Below are 21,841 nucleotides of genomic sequence, written 5' to 3' on the forward strand. Positions count from 1 at the left end.
TTGATAAATCAGGCTATTTTGGCGGTAATACGAATATCCTGGCCAACCATGCACACATCCTTGATGTTGAGCTTGGGTGCCTGGAACAGCCGGGTGAGCCCGGGCAGATGGAACAGGCCGCGCCCCTCATCCCCCATCAGTTTGGGCGCCTGATAGAGCACCAGATCGTCCACCAATCCCTTCTCCAGCAGGGCGCCGCACAGGCGTGGCCCCGCCTCCACCAGTACCGAGTTGAGGTTCTGTTTCGCCAGCAGCATGAACAGGCTGACCAGATCCAGCTTGCCATCCAGCAGCGGCACCTCCAGCTGCTGTACCCAGGCTGGCCAGTCGCCGTCCGCCTTGTGGCGGGCCAGCAGCACAGGGCTCTCGCTCTGGAACAGGGGCAGATCCGGGGTCAGCCGGTTTTGCGAGTCGACGATGACCCGCAGCGGCTGGCGCAGGGTCTCTTTGGGATAGACGGCCTTGACCGAGGGGGGAAGCTCTTCCCAGCGCACGGTGAGGGAGGCGTTGTCCGCCAGCACGGTTTCGGCGCTGGAGAGCACAGCATCGTGGCGGGCCCGCAGTCGCTGCACATCGCGGCGCGCCTCCGGGGAGGTGATCCACTGGCTCTCGCCGCTCGCCATGGCGGTGCGACCATCCAGGCTGGCACCGAGCTTGACCGTCACCTGCGGGAAGGCGGTACGCATCCGCTTGAAAAAGCCCGGGTTGAGCGCCTCGGCCTCGGCAGCCAGCAGACCGAAATCGGTCTTGATCCCCGCCTCGGAGAGCATGCGCAGGCCGCGCCCCCCTACCTGAGGGTTGGGGTCCACCATGGCGGCTACCACCCGGCTCACACCGGCCTTGATCAGCGCCTCGGCGCAGGGCGGGGTGCGACCGTGATGAGAGCAGGGCTCCAGGGTCACGTAGGCGGTGGCGCCGCGGGCCTCTTCACCGGCCGCGTGCAGGGCATAGACCTCGGCATGGGGCTCGCCGGCCCGCTGATGCCAGCCCTCTCCCACCACCACGCCAGCCTTCACCAGCACGGCACCGACACAGGGGTTGGGCGCCGTGGTGTAACGGCCGCGGCGGGCCAGTTCGAGGGCCCGGCTCATCCATTGGTAATCGTCTTGACTAAACATCTGGGCTCCTCTGACAGCACATCCAGGCTTACGCAATATCGTAGGTTCGATTAGCGCAGCGTAATCGAACGCGGCAACCAGGTTTGGAAGAAAGACTTACTTCTCCAGCTTGGCGATCTCTTCACCAAACTCACGAATGTCTTCAAAGCTGCGATAGACGGAGGCAAAGCGGATATAGGCCACCTTGTCGAGCCCCTTGAGCTCGTCCATCACCAGGTTGCCCACCAGCTCGGAGGCCACTTCGCGTTCGCCGGTGGCCCGCAGGCGGGATTTGATGTGGTTGACCGCCTTCTCGATGGCCTCCATGCTCACCGGCCGCTTCTCCAGTGCCCGCAGGATGCCGGCACGCAGCTTGTCTTCGTTGAAAGGCTCGCGCGAGCCGTTGGACTTGATGACGCGGGGCATGACCAGCTCGGCCATCTCGAAGGTCGTGAAGCGCTCGTGGCAGAGCAGGCATTCGCGACGGCGGCGTACCTGATGGCCTTCGGCCACCAGACGGGAATCGATCACCTTGGTATCTACCGCACTACAGAAAGGGCAATGCATCGGACCTCCGGCGTTGACGGAAAAGGGCGCCGACCACCGGGCCGGCTCTAGGCCGGCCAGTGTAGCACGGCCATCCAGAACCGGTAAAAGCCCGTGAAAACAAGGGAAGTGACAGATGCCATCAGCAACCACGAAGTGCATCAATGGCGATATCAGGTAGCCAGAGCACAGTATTGGTGTCGCTCTCTATCAGCTCTACGATGGCTTCTCTCGGACCTTTTCTCCATGCATCCGTGGCATAGAATGCCGCCTGTGAACGGTTCAGATCGTCAAGATCAGCGTAAGCCCGCATCAAAAAATAGACGTCCGGATCGTGCAAGGAAGGGCCATGATTCACCACATCCATTCCCCACTCGCGGTGCAGCGGCAAACTCTGCTCTGCAACCAACCTATGAAACTCTGCCCGACTACCGGCCTTGAGCCGGTAGTTCCTGATCTCCAGCACTCTCTTCATTGAGCTATCTCCTGCCATCCGTTTCTTGAACATCACAGCTGTTTTAGGCGCCCATCCCAGTCATCCATTAGACCGGGCTCAGTCAGCATAAGGCAGGGTGTCGGGGTCACAATCCTGATAGTCGGGCGCCGGATCCACGGCAAAGCGGCGCGCCTCGATATGGCTGTGGCCCAGCATCAATGCCTTGCCCACCCGGTGCATGCCGTCCATCACCCGGCCGGCGCTGTCCAACAGGATGGGATAGGCGAGATCGGCCGCCATTATGAGCTGGCAGTGCTCCACCACGCTGCGCACCGTGGGGCTGGCGGCGCCATGGCCGTACCAGTGCAGCTGGTCGAGCTCGGCAATCTCACCGAGTGCCACCGCCTGCACCGGCAGATCGCGGCTCAACCACACCAGCCGGCGCACGTCCCAGGCCAGCAGCCCCTGTTCGCTGGCGCGAAAATGGTACTGGGCACGGATCGCCTGCCTGAGCGCTGCCGACGCCAAGTCCCGCTCAGCGTTGCCCCCGCCCCCTGTGCCCTGCAACTGCTCTTTGCTGTGCTGACTCATAGCCCCTCTCATGTTGCCAAACGTCACAAAAAACAATGCCACCCGAGGGTGGCATTGCGGTTCAACCTGAAAAGCGGGTCGATTATGCGTAAACCGGGAAACGGCGGCAGATATCCAGCACCTTCTCGCGCACGGTGGCCAGCACTTCGTCGTTGTCGTGGTTGTCCAGCACGTCGCAGATCCAGTGGGTCAGCTGGATGGACTCGGCTTCCTTGAAACCGCGGCGGGTGATGGCCGGAGTACCGATGCGCACACCGGAGGTGACGAACGGGGAGCGCGGGTCGTTGGGCACGGAGTTCTTGTTGACGGTGATGTTGGCTTTGCCCAGCGCAGCATCGGCATCCTTACCGGTCAGCTCACGGCCAATCAGATCAACCAGCATCAGGTGGTTGTCGGTGCCGCCGGAGACGATCTTGTAGCCGCGCTCGATGAAGGTGGCAGCCATCGCCTTGGCGTTTTTGACGACCTGGGCCTGATAGGTCTTGAACTCGGGCTCCAGCGCCTCTTTGAAGGCAACGGCCTTGCCGGCGATGACGTGCATCAGCGGACCACCCTGACCACCCGGGAAGACGGCGGAGTTGAGCTTCTTGTAGAGCTCCTCGTCGTCAGCGGCGGAGAGGATCAGACCACCGCGCGGACCGGCCAGGGTCTTGTGAGTGGTGGAGGTGACCACATGAGCGTGGGGAACCGGGTTCGGGTAGACACCGGCGGCGATGAGGCCAGCCACGTGGGCCATATCGACGAACAGGTAAGCACCGATCTTGTCGGCGATTTCGCGCATGCGAGCCCAGTCGACAACGCCGGAGTAGGCGGAGAAGCCGCCGATCATCATCTTCGGCTTGTGCTCAACGGCCAGACGTTCCATCTCGTCGTAGTCGATCTTGCCGGACTCGTCGATGCCGTAGGGGATGATGTTGTACAGCTTGCCGGAGAAGTTGACCGGGGAGCCGTGGGTCAGGTGACCGCCGTGAGCCAGGTTCATACCCAGCACGGTGTCGCCCGGTTGCAGCAGGGCCATGTAGACGGCGCTGTTGGCCTGGGAGCCGGAGTGCGGCTGCACGTTGGCGTAGGTGGCACCGAACAGCTCTTTGGCACGCTCGATAGCCAGGGTTTCAACCACATCCACATACTCGCAACCACCGTAGTAGCGCTTGGAGGGGTAACCTTCGGCGTACTTGTTGGTCAGCTGGGAGCCCTGGGCTTCCATGACGCGGGGGCTGGTGTAGTTCTCGGACGCAATCAGCTCGATATGCTCTTCCTGACGACGGGTCTCGTCTGTGATGGCCTGCCACAGCTGGGGATCATAGCCGGCAATGGTCATGTCACGTTTCAACATCCGTTTCTCTCCTGAAAATCGTTTGCGCGATAGGTGAAGTGGGCAGGCGCATTGTAACGTGAGCTGGATCAAAGAGACAGTCCAACCACCCAAAAATTTGTTTAAAAAATGTAAAATGCGTCGCAAATTTCACACCGACCAGGCGGGCTGCGACCCGTTGGCGAGCCCACGCCCGCCCGGCCGGCGCACGCTTCATGCGCCGCCGATACACTCGGCCAAGAGCCGGAGCGTGGCTCATCGGCCGGCCAAAACCAGAGCCAGATCATGGATATAGCATTTACTAACAGATAACATCTTTAGCAGGCACAGCAGTTGCCCGGCGCGCAGGCCGGCAACGGAAGGGCCCCTCACCACATCCGGTCAACTGCTGCTCGCGTCACCCTCTTGTCTTGTCACACCGCAGACTCACGGGAGTAAGCCATGCTGGATAACTTGATGCTGTTTCTGATTATTTCGGTATTCGCTCTGTTCTACTGGATTTACTACACCGGCAGTCGCAAGAGCCCTTTCACCACCCAATGGGACCAGTTGCCCACCCGCGAGCAATATCTGGCGGCCCACCCGGACGCCATCGACGGCGACATCCTCTTCTGCATTCACTGCGGCCATCATCAGCAGCTGGATGTGGGCCTGGTGCACCAGGCCGACTTCCGTCGCCAGCACCTCTGCGCCCAGTGCAGGCAGCCGCTCTACCGCGAAGAGCAATGACTTTCCTGCGAGGGCGTGAACCATGCCCCCTTGCCGCTAATCCGGCAGATGCTTCGTCTGCCAGGCCTGCAAACCGGCCAGCGCCTGCTCAAACGGCCCGGCCAGCACCCACCCATCCAGCAGCCCCTGCTCCACGGCGGCGCACTGCGCCGCGAAATCATCCAGCCCGAGCGCCAGGGCGCTGCCCTTGAGCCTGTGGGCCAGCGCGCGCTGCGCTTCCCCTTCGCTGTGCGCCAGCTCGGCCACCAGGGGCGTCCCCTGCTCGGCAAACAGGGCGATGAGCTGGCGGATGCGCTGACTGCCGAGCAGGGTCAGATCCGCCTCCAGCACCCGGTTAACGCTCCCGCCACCAGCGAGCGGCTCGCCCGCCACCAGGCGAGGCGCCTCCTCCCCCGCTGACAAACGGTCGATGGCCGCGGCCAGCGCCGCCAGCCGCACCGGCTTGCCGACGAAATCGGCAAACCCGGCGGCGAGACAGGCGCGCACATCCTCCGGGTACATCTGGGCCGAGATGGCGATGGCGGGCAGGCCGCAGCCATGCTCCTCCTCGCTGATGGCCACCAGATCCTCGCGCAGCGTCATGCCATCCATGTCCGGCAGGTTGATGTCGAGCAGAGCCAGCTCGAAGGGGCGCTCGGTCACCCGCGCCAGCGCGCTGCGTCCATCCTCGGCCAGGGTGACCCTGTGGCCGAGGCGCACCAGCATGCCCTCGGCCACCAGCCGGTTGATCTCGTTGTCCTCCACCAGCAGGATCTCCCGCGGCTGGCCGAGGCGCACCGGCTGGGCGCTGGCCGGCAACCGGGCAGCCGAGCGCTGCAGCGGCAGGCTGAAGCTGAATTCACACCCCTGCCCCGGCTCGCTGGAGAGCATAAGCTCTCCCCCCATGGCGGCCACCAGCCGGCGGCTGATGGCGAGCCCCAGCCCCGTGCCCCCCTGATGGCCCATGTCCCGCTTGCGCTGGCGGAAGGCCTCGAATACAGCCTCCAGCTCCCCGGACGGGATGCCGGGGCCGGTGTCTTTCACCACAAAGCGGATGCAGGGCTCGGCGCAGGGACCCGCGCAGGCCAGCGGCGCCACCACCAGGGTGATGCGCCCCTCGCCGGTAAACTTGACCGCATTGCCCAAGAGGTTCGCCAGCACCTGGCGCAACTTGCCCAAATCCCCCTCCACCACGGGGGGGAGCGAGGGGGCATATTCCAGCGCCAGCGTCACCCCTTTCGCGTCGGCCCTCGGCCCAAACAGGGCGATCAGCTCCTCGGCCAGCGGGCGCAGGGAGAAGGGCTCACGGCGCGCCTCCACATGGCCCGCCTCAATCTTGGAGTAGTCGAGAATGTCGTTGAGGATCTCCAGCAGGGATTCACCGCTCTGCTCGATGGCGGCCAGGTAGCGCTGCTGGGTCTCGCTGAGGTGGGTGTCCTCCAGCAGGGTGAGGCCACCGAGGATGCCGTTCATGGGGGTGCGAATTTCGTGGCTCATAGTGGCAAGGAACACCGATTTTGCCCGGTTGGCCTGCTCCGCCTCGGCGCGGGCCAGCCGCTGCTTCTCCACCTCCTCGTTGAGGCGCACATTGGCATGGCTGAGCTGCTCCGTGCGCTCCTCGACCCGCGACTCCAGCTCCCGCTGGTAGCGGCCAAGCTCGATGGCGTTGTCGCGAAACACCTGCAGCGCCCGCCCCAGCTCCGCCAGCTCGTCGCGCCCGACCTCCCCAACCGGCGTCAGCGGCGCCAGATCCCCCTTCGCCAGCCGGCTCATCCCGGCGACCGCTCGCTGCAGCGGCCAGACGATGCGACCATAGACCACCCGCCACATCAACAGGATGAGCAGCACCAGGGTGAGCAGGCCGATCACCATCAGGGCCCGCTCCAGCAGCTTGAGCCGCTGGCTCAATGCCTGCTGGCTCTGCCCCAAGGAATCGCGGGCCTGACTGACCAGGGTACCGACCTGACGGTTGAGACTCCCCATCAGGGCGTCGTTGGCGGCGGCCAGCACCCGCAGCGCCTCCCCCTTGCCGAGCCAGTCGCTGCGCAGTTGCACCAGCCGATCGCTCTGCTCCAGCACAGTCAGCGCCTGCTCCACCGCCTGGCGGCGGGCCGGATCGGTCACCGCTCCCGCTCGCAGCCGCAGGATGGCCAGTTCCCCGCGCACCTCCTGCAGCAGGGTTTGCAGCCCGTCCTGCCGGTCGCTGCGCCAGATCTCCTCGATACGCTGCTGCTGCATCAGGGTACGGTGGCGCAGCTCCGTCATCTGCTCCAGCCAGTCGAGATCCTGCTCCAGCAGCCGGTCGATCGCCCCATCTGCAGACCGCCCTTGCAGTGAATAGAGGGAGCCAAGCCCCGCCACCATCACGGTTTCGGCGTTCTCCATCTGGCTGCGGGCCAGCTCCGCCACCTGACCGGCGGCCGTCACCAGCCGGGAGCGCAGGGCGTTGCCTTCGGCCATCAGCGTCAGCCGCTCCCCTACCAGCCAGCCCTGCTGGCCCAGGTTGCCGATGATGGTCTGGCTGAGGCGATGCAACTCGTCTGGGGTCTGCTTGCCGCCACCATGGCCCAGCTGCTCCAGCACCTGTTGCATCTGCTGCCCCTGCAGGGTGAGCCGCCGCCCCTGATGCTCCCGCTCCCCCTCGCTGGTGGCGGAGGCCAGCAGGTGAGATGAGCTCTGGATCTCGCCGCCGAGCCGCGCCAGGGTGCGGGCCAGCTCCTGATCCGCCAGGGTCTGCTGCACCCCCTGCTCCAGCTGGCGCAGGTGGCTGAGCCCGAACCAGCCCAACAGGGAGGCCCCTAGGGTCAGCAGCGCCATCAGGGAGAAGGCCAGCAGCAGCTTGCCACCCAGGCCGGAAAAGATTCTCACGCGAAGCCCCTTGGTTGTGGTCGACTTTGACCGGATAATATGGCCCCACACTTTAACAAAACCCCCGGCCATGCGAAGCGTCTGTCTCTCCCTGTTGCTCCTGCTGCTCCCGGCCTGCGCCCTCGCCTTCGAGGTGGATCACTGGCCGGATGGCGCCTTCGGCGGCAAGCCGGCCCGCCTGAACTGGCAAGGGCCCGCCCCCGTCACCCGCCCCCTGACCCTGTGCGCCCTCTATCCCCATCTGCGCGACGCCTACTGGCTGTCGGTCAATCAGGGCATGGTGGAGGAGGCCAAGCGACTCGGCGTGAAGCTGCGTATCCACGAGGCGGGGGGCTACGGCGCCCTTGCCGAACAGCGCCGCCAGTTGCAGCAGTGCGTGAGCGAGGGGAGCGATGCCATCCTGCTCGGCGCGGTGAGCTACGACGGGCTCGGCGAAGCGATCGGCGCCAGCCCGCTACCGGTGTTCGGCCTGGTCAACGACCTGCCCGCCGGACTGGTCAAGGCCAAGGTGGGGGTCTCCTGGTATCAGATGGGCTGGCAGATGGGCCACTGGCTAGCCAAGCGCCACCCTGCCGGCAGCCCGCCGGTGACGGTGGCGCTCTTTCCCGGCCCGCAGGCGAGTGGCGGCAACAACTTCGTCGAGCCCGGCTTTGCCGCAGCCATCCAGAGCAGCGCCATCAGACTGGTGACCACGGCGCGCGGTGACAACAGCCGCGAGATCCAGCGCACCCTGGTGCAGCAGACCCTGGCCCGCCACCCCGACCTCGACTATCTGGTGGGGGGCGCCATCGCCGCCGAAGTGGCGGTCAACGAGCTGGCCCAGCGCCAACTCATAAAACCCCAAGTGTTGAGCACCTACTTCAGCCACGGTGTGCAGCGCGGCCTGCGCCGGGGCAAGGTCCTGGCCGCCAACAGCGATCAGATGCGCCAGCAGGGACGTCTTGCAGTGGCCCAGGCGGTCTGCCTGCTGCAAAGTCCCGAGGCCGGCGAGCAGCAGTGCCCGCGGGTGATGGGCCCCCCCATCCTGACTCTGGAGGCCCCCCTGGCCAATCCCGCCAACTCTCTGTCCGATGGCACCTTTCGCCCCGTCTACCGGGTCGGCTTCGACGCCAGCGGCAACTAACCAAGTACTCAAGGAGAAGAGATGAACACATTGCATGCGAGCTGCCTGTGCGGCGCCGTGGCCCTGACCCTGCCGGATCAGTTCGACTACATGGGCAACTGCCATTGCTCCGAATGCCGCAAGTTTTCCGGGGCGGACTACGCCTCGGTCGGCGGGCTGGATGGTGACAAGGTGACCATCGCGAAGGGGAGCGAGGCCATCGGCCGCTACCAGAAATCGGACGAGACCAGCCTCGCCTTCTGCCGCCACTGCGGCTCCAGCCTGTTCAGCCAGAAGCGCAGCACGGGCAAGATCAATCTGCGGCTGGGGATACTGGACGAGGCGCCGAGCCAGAAGCCCGCGTTTCACATCTTCGTCGGCTCCAAGGCGCCCTGGCACCAGATAGGGGATGACTGCCCGCAGTTTGACACCCGGCCATCGGCCTGAACGCCCCGCAAAGCAGAGGGTCAGGCGGCCAGCTCGCCGGCAAACAGGTAGCCTTCCCCGTGCACGGTGACGAACAGTTGCGGGTCACGGGGATCCTGCTCCATCTTGCCGCGCAGGCGGCGGATCAGCACGTCTATGGTGCGATCGCTCGGGCCATCACCGCGGTGGCTGGTGAGGGCCAGGATCCGCTCCCGGCTCAGCACCCGCCCGGCGTTGGCGATAAAGGCCACCAGCACCTCGTACTCCGCCTTGGTCAGGCGCACCGGCACCCCGTCACGGCTGAGCTGGCGGCGGGGGATGTCGAAGCGCCAGGGACCGAAGCGCACCGCATCGTCCGCCACCGCCGGCTCGCTCGGCTGGGCTGCGGCCAACGAGATGCGCCATAGCAGGTTCTTGACCCGCACCAGCAACTCTCTCAGTTCAAACGGCTTGGTGACATAGTCGTCGGCCCCCATCTCGAGGCCCACTATCCGGTCCACCGCATCGCTGCGGCCGGTCACCAGGATGATCCCCACCGTGCTGCGGGCGCGCAGCTCGCGGGTCAGCAGCAGGCCATCCTCCCCCGGCAGGTTGATGTCCAGCATCACCAGCGCCACCTCCCGCTCGGCCAGCACGGCCCGCATCTCCTGGCCGTTCTCGACCGCGGTCACCCGATAGCCCTCCCGCTCGAAATAGCCGGTCAGCTTCTCGCGGGTCACGACATCGTCTTCAACAACCAGAATGTGGTGGCTCATGGGCAGGTTCCGCAGGGTTCGACAGAGTTCAACATGGGGGAATTATTCTATTCATAATTTTTCATAAATACCCCTATTTCGTTAATTTTCGGCGGCAGCCCTGTTCACAACGCCTCCCTATCATGGCCTCCATCAAAAAAGCGATGTGAGAGAACATGATGAAAAAACTGTGGCATTTCCTGCGCACCCCCAGCCGCCGCTGGTCGGTATTGGCGCTGGTGCTGGCGGGCGTCGGGGTCACCCTGGCCGGCAGCGTCGGCCTGCACTACGGCTTCGAGAAGACCAGTACCCTCGAGTTCTGCATCTCCTGCCATACCATGAAGGACACCGTCTACCCCGAGTACAAGGAGTCCGTCCACTTCAAGAACGCCTCCGGCGTCCAGGCCATCTGTACCGACTGCCACCAGCCGAAGGACTTCGTCGGCAAGGTGGCCCGCAAGATGGAGGCGGCCAACGACCTCTATCAGCAGTACATAGGCCACAGCATCGACACCCAGGAGAAGTTTGAAGACAGGCGTCTGCACCTGGCCGAGAAGGTGTGGGCCCGCATGAGCAGCCAGAACTCCAAGACCTGCAAGTCCTGCCACAGCTACGACAACATGGACCACGCCAAGCAGTCCCCCGCCGCCGCCCTGGCGATGAAGGATGCCGCCGCCAAGAACATGAACTGCATCGAGTGCCACAAGGGCATCGCCCACGAGCTGCCGAACATGGCGGGCGGCTTCCGTGCCACCTACGCCACCCTGGCAGGCGATGCGCAAGAGGCACCGGCCGCCGAGACCCTCTACACCCTGGGCGAGAAGGATCTCTACGAAAGCGAAGAGAGTACCGATCCGGTCGGCAAGCTGCTGCCCGCCTCCCGTATCGAGGTGGTGGCCCGCAGCGGCGATCGCCTCAAGGTGACCATCGAAGGGTGGCGCGAAACCGAAGGCAAGGGCCGCGTGCTGAGCGAATACATGGGCAAGCGGGTCTTCGTCGCCACCATCCGTGACGAGCTCAGGGCCAACGAGCAGATCCTGAAACAGGAAACCGACAGCGCCACCCATATCGAGTGGGAACAGGTGCAGGTGCAGGCCTGGGTCGATGGCAAGGGCCTCGAATCCTCCCTCAAACCGATCTGGGATTATGCCGGCGAGATGTACAAGTCCACCTGCAACTCCTGCCACGCGGCGCCGGATCCGGCTCACTTCACCGCCAACGGCTGGATCTCGGGTCTCAAGGCCATGTCCGCCTACTACCGCCTGAGCAAGGAAGAGGAGCGCACCCTGCTCAAATACCTGCAAAACCATGCCGCCGATACCGGTGGTCAGGGCAGCCACTAAGTCCGGATTCGAGAAAGGAATAACAAGATGATCAATATTTCCCGTCGTGGTTTTCTGGGTGGCTTGCTGGCCAGCGGTGCCAGCGCCCTGATCGGCCCCTCCCTGCTTGGTCGCGCCGCGATGGCCGCCGAGTCCGGCGAAAAACTGGTGCAGTCCGGCTCCCACTGGGGCGCCTTCCGCGCCCGTGTGGTCGATGGCCGCTGGGTCGAGACCCTGCCGTTCGAGCATGACAAGCATCCGACCGAGATGCTCAAGGCCCTGAGTGAAGTGGTCTACAACCCCTCCCGCATCCGCTACCCCATGGTGCGTCTGGACTGGCTGCGCAAGGGCCACCAGTCCGACACCAGCGAGCGCGGCCAGAACCGCTTCGTGCGGGTGACCTGGTCCCAGGCGCTGGACTTCTTCTATCACGAGCTGGAACGAGTGCAGAAAACCTATGGCCCGAGCGCCCTCTACGCCGGTCACTCCGGCTGGCAGTCGGTCGGCAAGCTGCACTCCGCCGGCGCCATGCTGGGCCGCGCCATGAACCTGCACGGTACCTATCTGGCCAAGGCCGGTGACTACTCCACCGGCGCCGCCCAGGTGATCCTGCCCCACGTGGCGGGCGCCATGGAGGTGTACGAGCAGCAGACTTCCTGGCCCTTGGTGCTGGAGCACAGCAAGACCATCGTCATCTGGGGTTCTGATCCCATCAAGAACCTGCAGGTGGGCTGGTTGGTGCCGGATCACAGCGTCTACGAATACTGGGCACAGCTGAAAGAGAAAGTGGCCAGGGGCGAGATCAAGGTCATCAGCGTCGACCCGGTCAAGTCCAAGACCCAGAAGTACCTCAATTGCGATCAGGTGACCCTGAACCCGCAGACCGACGTCCCCCTGATGCTGGGTATCGCCCATACCCTCTACAGCGAAAAGCGTCACGACGAGGCCTTCCTCAAAAACTACACCACCGGCTTTGACAAGTTCCTGCCCTATCTGCTGGGTACCAAGGATGGCCAGGTGAAGGATGCCGAGTGGGCCTCCGCCATCTGTGGCGTGCCTGCCGAGACCATTCGCGAGCTGGCGCGCACCATGGCCAGCGGCCGCACCCAGCTCATCGGCGGCTGGTGCGTGCAGCGTATGCACCACGGCGAACAGTACGCCTGGATGCTGGTGGTATTGGCCTCCATGCTGGGCCAAATTGGCCTGCCGGGCGGCGGCTACGGTTTTGGCTGGCACTACAACGGCGCCGGTACCATCACCAGCACAGGCCCCATCATGTCCGGCTTCAGCTCCGTCATTCCCGGGGTCAAGCCGCTGCACGACGGCGACTGGAAGGGCTACTCCAGGTTCATCCCGGTGGCCCGTTTCGTCGACTGCATCCTGAACCCGGGCAAGACTATCGCCTTCAACGGTCAGACCATCACCTATCCCCAGATGAAGATGGCGGTGTTCTGCGGCAACAACCCGTTCCACCACCAACAGGATCGCAACAAGATGATCGCCGCCTGGCGCAAGCTGGAAACCGTGGTGAGCGTGGATCACCAGTGGACCGCCAGCTGCCGCTTCGCGGACATCGTGCTGCCGGCCACCACCACTTACGAGCGGGATGACATCGAGCAGTGGGGTTCCCACTCCAACGCCGGCATCCTGGCCATGCACAAGGTGGTCGAGCCGCTGTTCGAGGCGCGCGACGACTACGACATCTTCGCCGATCTCTGCCGTCGCTTCGATCGCGAGGCCGAGTTCACCGGTGGCAAGAGCAAGCTGGAGTGGATCCAGAGCATCTATGACGATGCCCGCCTGCAGGGCCGCGGCATCGGCATCCGCCTGCCCCGCTTCAGCCAGTTCTGGCACGGCGAAGGCTTCGTCAGCTTCCCGGCGGGCCAGCCCTGGGTGCGGCACGAGTCGTTCCGCAAGGAGCCAGATCTGGAGCCGCTGGGCACCCCGTCCGGCCTCATCGAGATCTACTCCAAGACCATCGCCGACTACGGCTACGCGGATTGCCCGGGCCACCCGGTCTGGATCGAGCCTTATGAGCGCTCCCACGGCGGACCGGGCAGCCAGCAGTTCCCGCTGCACCTGCAATCCTGTCACCCGGACAAGCGCCTGCATAGCCAGCTCTGCTCCTCCGATGCCTACCGTGCCACCTACACGGTGCAGGGGCGCGAGCCTGTCTACATGAACCCGCAAGACGCCAGGGCGCGCGGGCTCAAGGACGGGGATCTGGTGCGGGTCTTCAACGGCCGCGGTCAGGTGCTGGCCGGTCTGGTGGTGAGCGAAGACTACGCCCCCGGCGTGGTGCGCATCCAGGAAGGGGCCTGGTACGGCCCCCAGGAGGGCGGCAAGGTGGGGACCTTGTGTACCTATGGCGATCCCAACGTGCTGACCGCGGACATCGGCTCCTCCAGCCTGGCGCAGGCCACCACGGCCCACACCGCCCTGGTGGAGATCGAGAAGTTCCGCGGGCAGGCGCCGGCCGTCACCGCCTTCGGAGCGCCGGAATCCGCCAAGGGCATAGATCCCATGTTCCCGGCACTGTGACCCGAGGGGACGAAAGTCACCCCTTGAGTTTCCTTTATTTTTAAAGTCGTTAGAATCGGGAGCCTCTATGGCTCCCGATTGTCATCCACGGAGGATAAATGCAGGAATTCATGGCTACCAGCGAACGCCGGGCCGAGCTTTACTGGTGGTTCTCCACCCTGTTCGCTGCCGAGCTCAGTGATGCACAGATCGCTGAATACGACACCTACGACGTGCGCAGCTTCTTGAAGAGCCTCTCCACTCTCGATCCCATGCGCGAGGCCGTGGCCGAACTGAACGAGGCCATCGCCCGCCTGCTGGTGCGCCCGGATCGCCAGCTGGAGCTCGCCGCCGACTTCGCCGGTCTGTTCCTGGTGGATCCCAAGCAGGGGGCCCTGCCTTACGAGTCGCTCTATCGCGGCGAGGGCAAGCTGCTGATGCAGGCCCCCATGAGCGAGATGCAGGCCCGCCTCGATCGCCTGGGCATCAACGTCAGCGACAAATACAAGGAGCCTGCCGATCACCTGGCCATCGAGCTGGATCTGATGGGCAACCTCATCATCCGCGCCGCCGAGGCGACCACCGCCGCCCAGCGTGAAAGCTGGCTCGGCGAGCAGGAGTCCCTGCTGCACGGCCACCTGCTGGGCTGGTTCGACAAATTCGAGAGCGCCTGCCGCGCCGCCGACCAGTTCGGCTTCTACGGCGCCAGTGCCCGGCTGCTGGGGGTATTCCTCAAGATGGATGCCAACTACCTCAGCTTGGTCAAACCGGCGCAAGCCGCCGACTAAGCCGATGAAGACAGCCCTGCTCCTGATAGCATGCTGGCTGCTGGCCCTGATCCCGCAGGATCAGGGCATTACTCCCCTCGTCGCCCTGCTGTTCAATCCGGACCGGGAACTCTACGGCACCGCCCAGCTCACCGGCTTCGCCGGCATACTGCTGACCCTCTACCTTGCCAACCTCGGCGTCGAGGTGGTGCTGCGCCGCCGCTTCCAGATAGCGGGCATGCTGGCCCTGCTGGCCGCCTGGATAGACTTCATCCATAGCAGCGGCAGCGAGGCCCACTGGCTGCTGCTCTACGCCATGGCGCTGCCGTTTCACGTGGTCGGCTGGCTGGTCCTGGTGCGCGGCATCCAGGCGTTTGGCCGCCAGAAAGGCTGAAAAAGCGCCAAAACTATTACAAATCATGACAGCCCGATCCCCCCGGTTGCCCTTGTGGCAAGGTCAGCGGGGCAATTGCGGGTAACATTCGCTTACATTCAGCTCCCGTTCAGTTTCACGACAACCGCTATAGTGCCGCTCCTTTTCCGACCGATACAGGAGCATCAGCATGCCTCCACAGGATGCGCGCATCACGGGCCTCGATCTGCTGCGAGGGCTCGTCATCTTCATGGCCGTCTTCGAGCACTACACCGGCTACCTCAACTACTGGTACATCGACTTCTTCAATCGGGAGCACGCCCTGTGGGACAGCTTCTACCTCTCCCACAAGGCGATGGCCGGTCAGCTGCTGCCCATGGATCATCTGACGGCCCAGGTGTCGGCCTGGCTCATCCCCTGGGTCAGCCAGATCTACCTGGCGCTGGCCGCCTTCAACCTCAGTCGCCGTGATCAGGTCAGCTTCAGACCGCAGCTGGGCGGCAAGCTGGTGCTGTTCGCCAGCATCATACTGGTGCTCTATGTGGAAGGACTGGTGATCGCTCCCAACTTCGGCGAGGCGATCTCTTTCTATCCGGTGATGCTGTGGATGTGCCTGCTGGCGCTCTTCTCGCTGGTCTACGCCTGGTTCGGCATCCGCGGCATGTTGCTGCTGACCCTGCTCAGCCTGCTGCTGGATCAGCTCGGCGTGCAGGATCTGCTCGGTCACCTCGACGGCTGGATGAAGCTGCACGTGCACCCCGACTACGAGCTGGATGCCCGCCTCGACCTCTTCATGGCCAGCGGCTGCTTCGGCTTCCTCTACGGCTGGTGCTGGCATCAGCGGCCCCAATGGCGGGACCGCCTCAACACGCTGGTGCTGACGCTCTCGCTGCTGGCGCTGGCCTGCTATCTCATGTTCGGCGAGACCAGCACGGTCGAGCTCAGCGACATCTACGCCAACGAGCACGAACTGGCGATGGACATGATCGGGCGTGCCGGCATCTGGGGAATGGAGTTTCTGGTGATCGGGGCCGTGCTCTGGCTGCATCAACGCAACATTCGCCTCTGCTGGCGCCCCCTCAACTGGATCGGCATGTACTCGCTGACCGTCTTCATCTTCCACAAGAGCATCTTCGTGCACCTGTGGGGCCCGCTCCTGCTGTGGTGGACCGCCCGCCAGGGCACCATACTGCCCAACAACTTCGGCCTCATCATGGCGCTCAGCGCCACCAGCGTGCTGCTCATCTACGCCTTCCAGCGCTCCGGCATCATCTGCCACCTGATGGGCATGCATCAGGATCGGGACTGGGTGCGGCTCTATGGCAACAAATAAGCACTGGCTGGTGCTGCTGCTCCTGGCGCTGCCGGTTTGCGCCAAGGAGCTGGCCATCGGCGGTCAGTGGCAGCTGGACAGCAAGCAGGCGGGCAGCGGCAGCAGCGACAGCTCCCAGTTCTGGGTCGGCTACGAGCGGGAGACCCAGGTCGGCCTCATCTTCGCCGACGGCCAGAGCGCCGGGGTGGCGCTGCCGCTCTACGACAAGAGCTTTATCGCCCTCGGCGTCAGCCCGATGGAGGTGATCGACCGCACCCGCTTCAGCACACTCTGGCGCCTGGGCTGGCAACTGGATGACGATCACCAGCTGACCCTGGGCCAGCTCTATGACGTCAGCGGGCGCTATGGCCAGCTCTGGTACATGGAGCACAGCCTGCCGCTGCCCGCCGGGCTCTCCCTCAATCTCTGGCTGACCCGCGGCAGTCAGGCCCACATGGCCGCCTATGGGGCGAACGAAGGCTTGCGGGACTGGGGGCTCACGCTGGAGCGCAGCTGGTGCTGGCAGCAGTGGCGACTGGGCACCGAGTTCGGCGCCAAGCAGTGGCTCATCAAGGAGCATGACTGGCAGCCGGTGATCAACCTCACCCTGAGCTACCACTTCGGAAAATAACCAAATTGGGGGCAAATGAGCCCCCACCTCTTCCCTCCAGTAGGCTTCATGCCATACTGACAACACCTCAAATGACAAAACAGTCAATTTCGGAGTCCCGTGATGGGGAAAGAGCTTTTCGACGCCATGCCCGATCCGCCGCAGGCGGGGCAGTTGAGCGTGAACGAGCTGCAGCAGCTGTTCGAACTGGCCCCGTTTGGCATAGGCATCTTCGATCGCCACTTTCGCTGCCGCAGCGTCAACCAGACCCTGGCCGACCTCAACGGCCTCTCCCGGGAGGAGCACTATGGCCATACCCTGCGGGAAATCGTCCCGGCCCTGGCCCCCGTGCTGGAGCCCCTGTTCCAGCAGATCATCAGCAGCGGCGTCCCCCGGGTCGAGCTGAACCTGAGCGGCCATACCGCCGCCCATCAGGGCCAGCAACGCCACTGGCAGGCGATCTACAGCCCCATGCTCGACGAACAGGGCGTGCCCGACGGCATTCTCACCATAGTGCGCGACGTGACCGAACAGGTCGAGTCGCAGCGGCGGCTGCAACTGGCCATGAATGCCGGCCGGATCGGGGTGTGGGAGTGGCACGTCAAGGAGGACAGACTGCAGTTTGACGGCCGGGTCGAGCAGCTGCTCGGCACCGCCGCCAGCGAATTTCAGGGGGGAATGGAGCAGTTCATCAAGCGCTTCGACCCCCTCTCTGGCGAGCAGCTCAGGGCGGCGCTCAAGAGCACGGCCCCCATTCATCTCACCCTCGGTTATCTGGGGCCCGATCAGCAGCGAGACTGGGTCGACATCCATGCCGATCACGTGGCGGCCAGCGAACATCTGGGGCGACGCATCACCGGGGTGATCCACGACGCCACCGATCGCTGCACCCAGGAAGACAAGCTGCGCCAGGCCAACGTGGTGTTCGAAACCGCTGCCGAAGGCATCATCATCATGGATGGCCAGCGCCAGATCATCTCGGTCAACCCGGCCTTCTGCAGCATGACCCAGTACGAGGAGGAGGAGGTCGTCGGCAAGTCACCGGAAGCCATCATGCACCCGCGCCGCCACACCGACATCGACTACCCCTGGCACACCCTGCTGCCCGGCAGCCACGCCTGGCATGGCGAGATGATGTGCCTGCGCAAGGATGGCGGCTACTTCACCTCCTGGCAGCATGTCAGCGCCGTCCACGACAGCCGCCACAACACCACCAACTATGTCATCGCCTTCTCCGACATCAGCGCCATTCGCAAGGCCGAGGCACAGCTCAACCACCTCGCCTATCACGATCCCCTGACCGAGCTCGGCAACCGCAACCTGCTGCAGGAGCGGCTTGAGCTGGAGATCAAGACCGCCCACCTCAACCGGCAGCAGCTCGCCTTGCTGTTCATCGATCTGGACGGCTTCAAGCTGATCAACGACACCCTGGGCCACCGGGCCGGAGACGAGCTGCTCAAGCTGCTGGCCGAGCGCATTCGCCGGCTCCTGCACCACAACGACGTGGCGGCCCGGCTGGGTGGCGACGAGTTTCTGGTGCTGATCCCCTACTTCGAACAGCCGGAGGAGCTGGCCAGGCTCGCCGAGCAGCTGCTGGCCCGCCTGCGCGAGCCGGTCGAGCTGGATCACGAGCGGGTGGCCATCTCCGCCAGCATCGGCATCGCCCTCTATCCGGAACACGCCACCACCCCGGACACCCTGGTCAGTGCCGCCGACAGCGCCATGTACGAGGCGAAAAACCAGGGCCGCAACGGTTACCTCTTCTATACCCCGGACATGACGGAACAGACCCGGGAGCGACTGAGCATGGAGCAGGGGCTGTTCCAGGCCATCGAGCAGCAGCAGCTCTGCATCCTCTATCAACCCATGACGGATCTGGCCAGCAACCAGCTGAGCGGGCTGGAAGCCCTGCTGCGCTGGCAACACCCCAGCGAGGGCATGATAGGGCCGACCCGCTTCATTCCGGTGGCCGAGGAGTGCGGTCTCATCGAGCAGATCGGGGAGTGGGTGATGCGTACCGCCTGCCAGCAGGGACAAGCCTGGCTGGCCGCAGGGCTGGCGGTGCCCAGACTGTCGGTCAATGTGTCGGTACGGGAGATGCGCTCGGCAGGTTACGTGGAGCGGGTCGCCGCCATCCTGGCCGAGACCGGTTTTCCGCCACAACGGCTGGAGATAGAGGTCACCGAGAGCATCATCCAGCGGGTCGACCAGAGTCTGCAGCTGTTCAAGCGGCTGAAGGAGCTGGGGGTGCAGATCGCCATCGACGATTTTGGCACCGGCTTCTCATCCCTGAGCCTGCTGAAAAGCCTGCCCATCGATCGGATCAAGATAGACAAGACCTTCGTGCAGGCGCTGCCCGATGACAAGCACAGCCGGGAGCTGTGCCGCACCATCGTCAACCTGGCCGACAGCCTGGGCATGATGGTGACCGCCGAAGGGATAGAGACCCAGGCCCAGCGCCAGTTTCTGCAATCCCTCCACTGTCAGGAGGGGCAGGGCTATCTGTTCAGCCATCCGCTGGCCGAGCCCCATCTGGCGGCGCAGCTGGCATCGGGCAGGAATCACTGGTGCTGAGCCCCGCGCCAGGGGGGTGACAGCCACAGCCAACTCAATCGTTGAAGGTCAGCCTGGCGTCCCACCCTTCGTCCTGCTGCCGGCGTGACTCTTCCAGCAAGGAGTCCTGCGGATAGGAGGACTTTTTCTCCCCGAGGGTGACGGACACCGGCGGCTTGCGCGCCAGCCATGCTTCGCTCAGCTGGCCGCTGATGTGATCCCGCAGTGAGGGTGAATCGGGCTGTGTCGGTGTCAGTTCAAGACCGTTGGCATGGGGGGCGGCCAATGTGGCCTCATCGGTGGCCTTCGGGGCCTCGAACTGCCAGAGGGAGGAGCAAAGAAGCAGGGTCAACACGGGGGCTGTCTCCATCGGTAAAAGCGACGTTTTACCCAATCGGCGATGAATTGTCATCGACGCGACTGTAAGCGGATGTTGCCATCTATCCAAAAGTCTAATTGCCCTCCCCCGCCAAAGGTATAAGTTGTTATCCAATCATTACAAAAATGTATTCAAAGGAGTGACACATGAGCGAGAGCAAGGTCTACCCGGTCAAAGCCCACATCAGCCAGGGCGCCCTGCTGGACAAGGCAGGCTATGAGGCCATGTACCAGGCCTCGGTGCAGAACCCGGATGCCTTCTGGGGCGAGCAGGGCAAGATCCTCGACTGGATGAAGCCCTATACCCGGGTCAAGAACACCTCCTACGATCCGGGCCACGTCTCCATCAAGTGGTATGAAGATGGCCTGCTCAACGTCTCTGCCAACTGCCTGGATCGCCATCTGAGCGAGCGCGGCGACAAGGTCGCCATCATCTGGGAAGGGGACAACCCGGCCGAGGATCGCAAGCTCACCTATCGCGAGCTGCACACCGAGGTGTGCAAGTTTGCCAACGTCTTGAAGGCACAAGGGGTGCATCGCGGCGACGTGGTCTGCCTCTACATGCCCATGGTGCCGGAAGCGGCCATCGCCATGCTGGCCTGTACCCGCATCGGCGCCGTGCACAGCATCGTCTTCGGCGGTTTCTCGCCAGAAGCCTTGGCCGGTCGCATCATCGACTCCGGCTCCACCATCGTCGTCACCGCCGATGAGGGGCTGCGCGGTGGCCGCCCGGTGCCGCTCAAGAAGAACGTGGATGAAGCGCTCACCAACCCGGAGACCAAGGTCAGCAAGGTGATCGTGCTCAAACGTACCGGCGGCAACATCGCCTGGCACAACCACCGCGATCTGTGGTGGCATGAGGCAACGGCTGCCGTCAGCAGCGACTGCCCGCCCGAGGCGATGGGGGCCGAAGACCCGCTCTTCATCCTTTACACCTCCGGCTCCACCGGCAAGCCCAAGGGGGTGCTGCACACCACCGGCGGCTATCTGGTCTATGCCACCCTCACCTTCAAGTACATCTTCGACTACCACGAGGAGGACATCTACTGGTGTACCGCCGACGTGGGCTGGGTCACCGGCCACTCCTACCTGGTCTACGGGCCGCTCGCCAACGGCGCCACCACCATCATGTTCGAAGGGGTGCCCAACTACCCGGCGACCAACCGCATGAGCCAGGTGGTGGACAAGCACCAGGTCACCATCCTCTACACCGCCCCCACCGCCATCCGCGCGCTGATGGCCAAGGGCAACGAGGCCGTTGAGGGTACCTCCCGTTCGAGCCTGCGCATCATGGGTTCCGTGGGCGAGCCCATCAACCCGGAAGCCTGGGAGTGGTACTACCGCACCATAGGCGACGAGCGCTGCCCCATCGTCGACACCTGGTGGCAGACCGAGACTGGCGGCATCCTCATCAGCCCGCTGCCCGGCGTCACCGATCTCAAGCCAGGCTCGGCCACCCGCCCCTTCTTCGGCGTGCAGCCGGCGCTGGTGGACAACATGGGCGAGCCGCTGGAGGGGGCCACCGAGGGCAACCTGGTGATCACCGACTCCTGGCCGGGCCAGATGCGCACCGTATTCGGCGATCACGAGCGCTTCGAGCAGACCTACTTCTCCACCTTCCCCGGCCGCTACTTCACCGGCGACGGTGCCCGTCGCGACGAGGATGGCTACTACTGGATCACCGGCCGGGTGGATGATGTACTGAACGTCTCCGGCCACCGCATGGGTACCGCCGAGATCGAATCCGCGCTGGTGGCTCATCCGAAGATTGCCGAAGCGGCTGTGGTGGGGGTACCGCACGAGATCAAGGGCCAGGGCATCTATGCCTATGTCACCCTGATCGCCGGCGAAGAGCCGAGCCGGGAGCTGCACAAGGAGGTGAAGGAGTGGGTCCGCAAGGAGATCGGCGCCATCGCCACCCCTGACGTGATCCACTGGGCCGAGGGGCTGCCCAAGACCCGTTCCGGCAAGATCATGCGGCGCATTCTGCGCAAGATCGCCACCGGCGAGACCGACAGCCTGGGGGATATCTCCACCCTGGCGGATCCGGGCGTAGTGGACAAACTCATTCGCGAGAAGTCCGAAGCCGCCTGATCCCGTCTGCCTTTTGCCTCCAAAGCCGGCCCTGTGCCGGCTTTGTCATTCCTGCTAGTGAGTGTTTTGACAGCCGACCAGATAGAGCA

Annotated in this window: 19 protein-coding genes; 11 read left to right on the plus strand and 8 right to left on the minus strand. The window is 64.2% G+C overall.

The genetic code is table 11. From position 1 onward, the window contains the following. Window positions 1–8 precede the first annotated feature (8 nt). The 5 genes from ribD to glyA all read right to left on the minus strand — a co-directional run bounded on the left by ribD (window position 9) and on the right by glyA (window position 4,006). Window positions 9–1,118, minus strand: a complete 1,110-nt coding sequence (ribD, locus tag AB5Y81_RS16595; protein ID WP_279485375.1) for a bifunctional diaminohydroxyphosphoribosylaminopyrimidine deaminase/5-amino-6-(5-phosphoribosylamino)uracil reductase RibD — start codon at window positions 1,116–1,118, stop codon at window positions 9–11. Between the two features lie 96 nt (window positions 1,119–1,214). Further along, complete coding sequence (gene nrdR / locus AB5Y81_RS16600; protein ID WP_005298086.1) at window positions 1,215–1,664, minus strand: transcriptional regulator NrdR; 450 nt, start codon at window positions 1,662–1,664, stop codon at window positions 1,215–1,217. A 121-nt stretch (window positions 1,665–1,785) separates the two neighbouring features. Then, a complete protein-coding gene (locus AB5Y81_RS16605) occupies window positions 1,786–2,118 on the minus strand; it encodes an NIPSNAP family protein (RefSeq protein WP_279485374.1) in 333 nt (110 codons plus the stop codon). A gap of 78 nt (window positions 2,119–2,196) precedes the next feature. Then, the gene (locus tag AB5Y81_RS16610; protein ID WP_279485373.1) at window positions 2,197–2,670 is read right to left on the minus strand and encodes a hypothetical protein; all 474 of its coding nucleotides are present in this window, start codon (window positions 2,668–2,670) and stop codon (window positions 2,197–2,199) included. Window positions 2,671–2,752: 82 nt separating this feature from the next. Beyond that, on the minus strand, window positions 2,753–4,006 hold the full coding sequence (gene glyA / locus AB5Y81_RS16615) for a serine hydroxymethyltransferase (protein ID WP_042049650.1): 1,254 nt from the start codon (window positions 4,004–4,006) through the stop codon (window positions 2,753–2,755). Window positions 4,007–4,426: 420 nt separating this feature from the next. Here glyA and AB5Y81_RS16620 point away from each other — a divergent pair, with 420 nt between their 5' ends. Beyond that, the gene (locus AB5Y81_RS16620) at window positions 4,427–4,714 is read left to right on the plus strand and encodes a hypothetical protein (RefSeq protein WP_017765166.1); all 288 of its coding nucleotides are present in this window, start codon (window positions 4,427–4,429) and stop codon (window positions 4,712–4,714) included. A gap of 36 nt (window positions 4,715–4,750) precedes the next feature. Here AB5Y81_RS16620 and torS read toward each other — a convergent pair whose 3' ends face one another. Next, complete coding sequence (gene torS / locus AB5Y81_RS16625) at window positions 4,751–7,561, minus strand: TMAO reductase system sensor histidine kinase/response regulator TorS (RefSeq protein ID WP_279485372.1); 2,811 nt, start codon at window positions 7,559–7,561, stop codon at window positions 4,751–4,753. Window positions 7,562–7,631: 70 nt separating this feature from the next. Between torS and torT the strand changes: the two genes are divergently transcribed. Next, window positions 7,632–8,684, plus strand: a complete 1,053-nt coding sequence (gene torT / locus AB5Y81_RS16630) for a TMAO reductase system periplasmic protein TorT (protein ID WP_279485371.1) — start codon at window positions 7,632–7,634, stop codon at window positions 8,682–8,684. A 21-nt stretch (window positions 8,685–8,705) separates the two neighbouring features. Further along, window positions 8,706–9,110, plus strand: coding sequence for a GFA family protein (locus AB5Y81_RS16635; RefSeq protein WP_017765169.1), 405 nt, complete (start codon window positions 8,706–8,708; stop codon window positions 9,108–9,110). A 20-nt stretch (window positions 9,111–9,130) separates the two neighbouring features. Here AB5Y81_RS16635 and torR read toward each other — a convergent pair whose 3' ends face one another. Further along, window positions 9,131–9,844 carry a two-component system response regulator TorR gene (gene torR, locus AB5Y81_RS16640; RefSeq protein WP_279485370.1) on the minus strand — a complete coding sequence of 238 codons (714 nt, stop codon included), beginning with the start codon at window positions 9,842–9,844 and terminating at the stop codon, window positions 9,131–9,133. A 155-nt stretch (window positions 9,845–9,999) separates the two neighbouring features. Between torR and torC the strand changes: the two genes are divergently transcribed. The 7 genes from torC to AB5Y81_RS16675 all read left to right on the plus strand — a co-directional run bounded on the left by torC (window position 10,000) and on the right by AB5Y81_RS16675 (window position 19,301). Further along, entirely contained in the window at window positions 10,000–11,166 is a 1,167-nt protein-coding gene (gene torC, locus AB5Y81_RS16645; protein WP_279485369.1) for a pentaheme c-type cytochrome TorC, read from the plus strand. A gap of 27 nt (window positions 11,167–11,193) precedes the next feature. Next, window positions 11,194–13,686 carry a trimethylamine-N-oxide reductase TorA gene (gene torA / locus AB5Y81_RS16650; protein WP_279485368.1) on the plus strand — a complete coding sequence of 831 codons (2,493 nt, stop codon included), beginning with the start codon at window positions 11,194–11,196 and terminating at the stop codon, window positions 13,684–13,686. 98 nt (window positions 13,687–13,784) lie between these two features. Beyond that, window positions 13,785–14,453 carry a molecular chaperone TorD gene (torD, locus tag AB5Y81_RS16655; protein ID WP_005298053.1) on the plus strand — a complete coding sequence of 223 codons (669 nt, stop codon included), beginning with the start codon at window positions 13,785–13,787 and terminating at the stop codon, window positions 14,451–14,453. A 4-nt stretch (window positions 14,454–14,457) separates the two neighbouring features. Beyond that, window positions 14,458–14,826 carry a hypothetical protein gene (locus tag AB5Y81_RS16660; RefSeq protein WP_005298051.1) on the plus strand — a complete coding sequence of 123 codons (369 nt, stop codon included), beginning with the start codon at window positions 14,458–14,460 and terminating at the stop codon, window positions 14,824–14,826. A gap of 169 nt (window positions 14,827–14,995) precedes the next feature. Beyond that, entirely contained in the window at window positions 14,996–16,138 is a 1,143-nt protein-coding gene (locus AB5Y81_RS16665) for a hypothetical protein (protein WP_279485367.1), read from the plus strand. After that, window positions 16,125–16,748 carry a hypothetical protein gene (locus tag AB5Y81_RS16670; RefSeq protein WP_279485366.1) on the plus strand — a complete coding sequence of 208 codons (624 nt, stop codon included), beginning with the start codon at window positions 16,125–16,127 and terminating at the stop codon, window positions 16,746–16,748. The genes AB5Y81_RS16665 and AB5Y81_RS16670 overlap by 14 nt, the downstream gene beginning before the upstream one ends. A gap of 102 nt (window positions 16,749–16,850) precedes the next feature. Next, entirely contained in the window at window positions 16,851–19,301 is a 2,451-nt protein-coding gene (locus AB5Y81_RS16675; RefSeq protein WP_279485364.1) for an EAL domain-containing protein, read from the plus strand. Between the two features lie 34 nt (window positions 19,302–19,335). Here AB5Y81_RS16675 and AB5Y81_RS16680 read toward each other — a convergent pair whose 3' ends face one another. Next, window positions 19,336–19,635: a hypothetical protein gene (locus AB5Y81_RS16680; protein WP_043170291.1), complete on the minus strand. Its 300-nt coding sequence runs from the start codon at window positions 19,633–19,635 to the stop codon at window positions 19,336–19,338. Between the two features lie 170 nt (window positions 19,636–19,805). Here AB5Y81_RS16680 and acs point away from each other — a divergent pair, with 170 nt between their 5' ends. After that, window positions 19,806–21,752 carry an acetate--CoA ligase gene (acs, locus tag AB5Y81_RS16685; protein ID WP_005298042.1) on the plus strand — a complete coding sequence of 649 codons (1,947 nt, stop codon included), beginning with the start codon at window positions 19,806–19,808 and terminating at the stop codon, window positions 21,750–21,752. The last annotated feature ends 89 nt before the right edge of the window (window positions 21,753–21,841 follow it).

Origin of the sequence: Aeromonas sp. s2, from assembly GCF_040907935.1 — a bacterium.
In the GTDB taxonomy this organism is placed as follows: domain Bacteria; phylum Pseudomonadota; class Gammaproteobacteria; order Enterobacterales; family Aeromonadaceae; genus Aeromonas; species Aeromonas dhakensis.

Coding starts and splice junctions, on each gene's coding strand:
- ribD (WP_279485375.1), bottom strand. CDS start 1,118: ATGTTTAGTCAAGACGATTACCAATGGATGAGCCGGGCCCTCGAACTG.
- nrdR (WP_005298086.1), bottom strand. CDS start 1,664: ATGCATTGCCCTTTCTGTAGTGCGGTAGATACCAAGGTGATCGATTCC.
- AB5Y81_RS16605 (WP_279485374.1), bottom strand. CDS start 2,118: ATGAAGAGAGTGCTGGAGATCAGGAACTACCGGCTCAAGGCCGGTAGT.
- AB5Y81_RS16610 (WP_279485373.1), bottom strand. CDS start 2,670: ATGAGTCAGCACAGCAAAGAGCAGTTGCAGGGCACAGGGGGCGGGGGC.
- glyA (WP_042049650.1), bottom strand. CDS start 4,006: ATGTTGAAACGTGACATGACCATTGCCGGCTATGATCCCCAGCTGTGG.
- AB5Y81_RS16620 (WP_017765166.1), top strand. CDS start 4,427: ATGCTGGATAACTTGATGCTGTTTCTGATTATTTCGGTATTCGCTCTG.
- torT (WP_279485371.1), top strand. CDS start 7,632: ATGCGAAGCGTCTGTCTCTCCCTGTTGCTCCTGCTGCTCCCGGCCTGC.
- AB5Y81_RS16635 (WP_017765169.1), top strand. CDS start 8,706: ATGAACACATTGCATGCGAGCTGCCTGTGCGGCGCCGTGGCCCTGACC.
- torR (WP_279485370.1), bottom strand. CDS start 9,844: ATGAGCCACCACATTCTGGTTGTTGAAGACGATGTCGTGACCCGCGAG.
- torC (WP_279485369.1), top strand. CDS start 10,000: ATGATGAAAAAACTGTGGCATTTCCTGCGCACCCCCAGCCGCCGCTGG.
- torA (WP_279485368.1), top strand. CDS start 11,194: ATGATCAATATTTCCCGTCGTGGTTTTCTGGGTGGCTTGCTGGCCAGC.
- torD (WP_005298053.1), top strand. CDS start 13,785: ATGCAGGAATTCATGGCTACCAGCGAACGCCGGGCCGAGCTTTACTGG.
- AB5Y81_RS16660 (WP_005298051.1), top strand. CDS start 14,458: ATGAAGACAGCCCTGCTCCTGATAGCATGCTGGCTGCTGGCCCTGATC.
- AB5Y81_RS16665 (WP_279485367.1), top strand. CDS start 14,996: ATGCCTCCACAGGATGCGCGCATCACGGGCCTCGATCTGCTGCGAGGG.
- AB5Y81_RS16670 (WP_279485366.1), top strand. CDS start 16,125: ATGGCAACAAATAAGCACTGGCTGGTGCTGCTGCTCCTGGCGCTGCCG.
- AB5Y81_RS16675 (WP_279485364.1), top strand. CDS start 16,851: ATGGGGAAAGAGCTTTTCGACGCCATGCCCGATCCGCCGCAGGCGGGG.
- acs (WP_005298042.1), top strand. CDS start 19,806: ATGAGCGAGAGCAAGGTCTACCCGGTCAAAGCCCACATCAGCCAGGGC.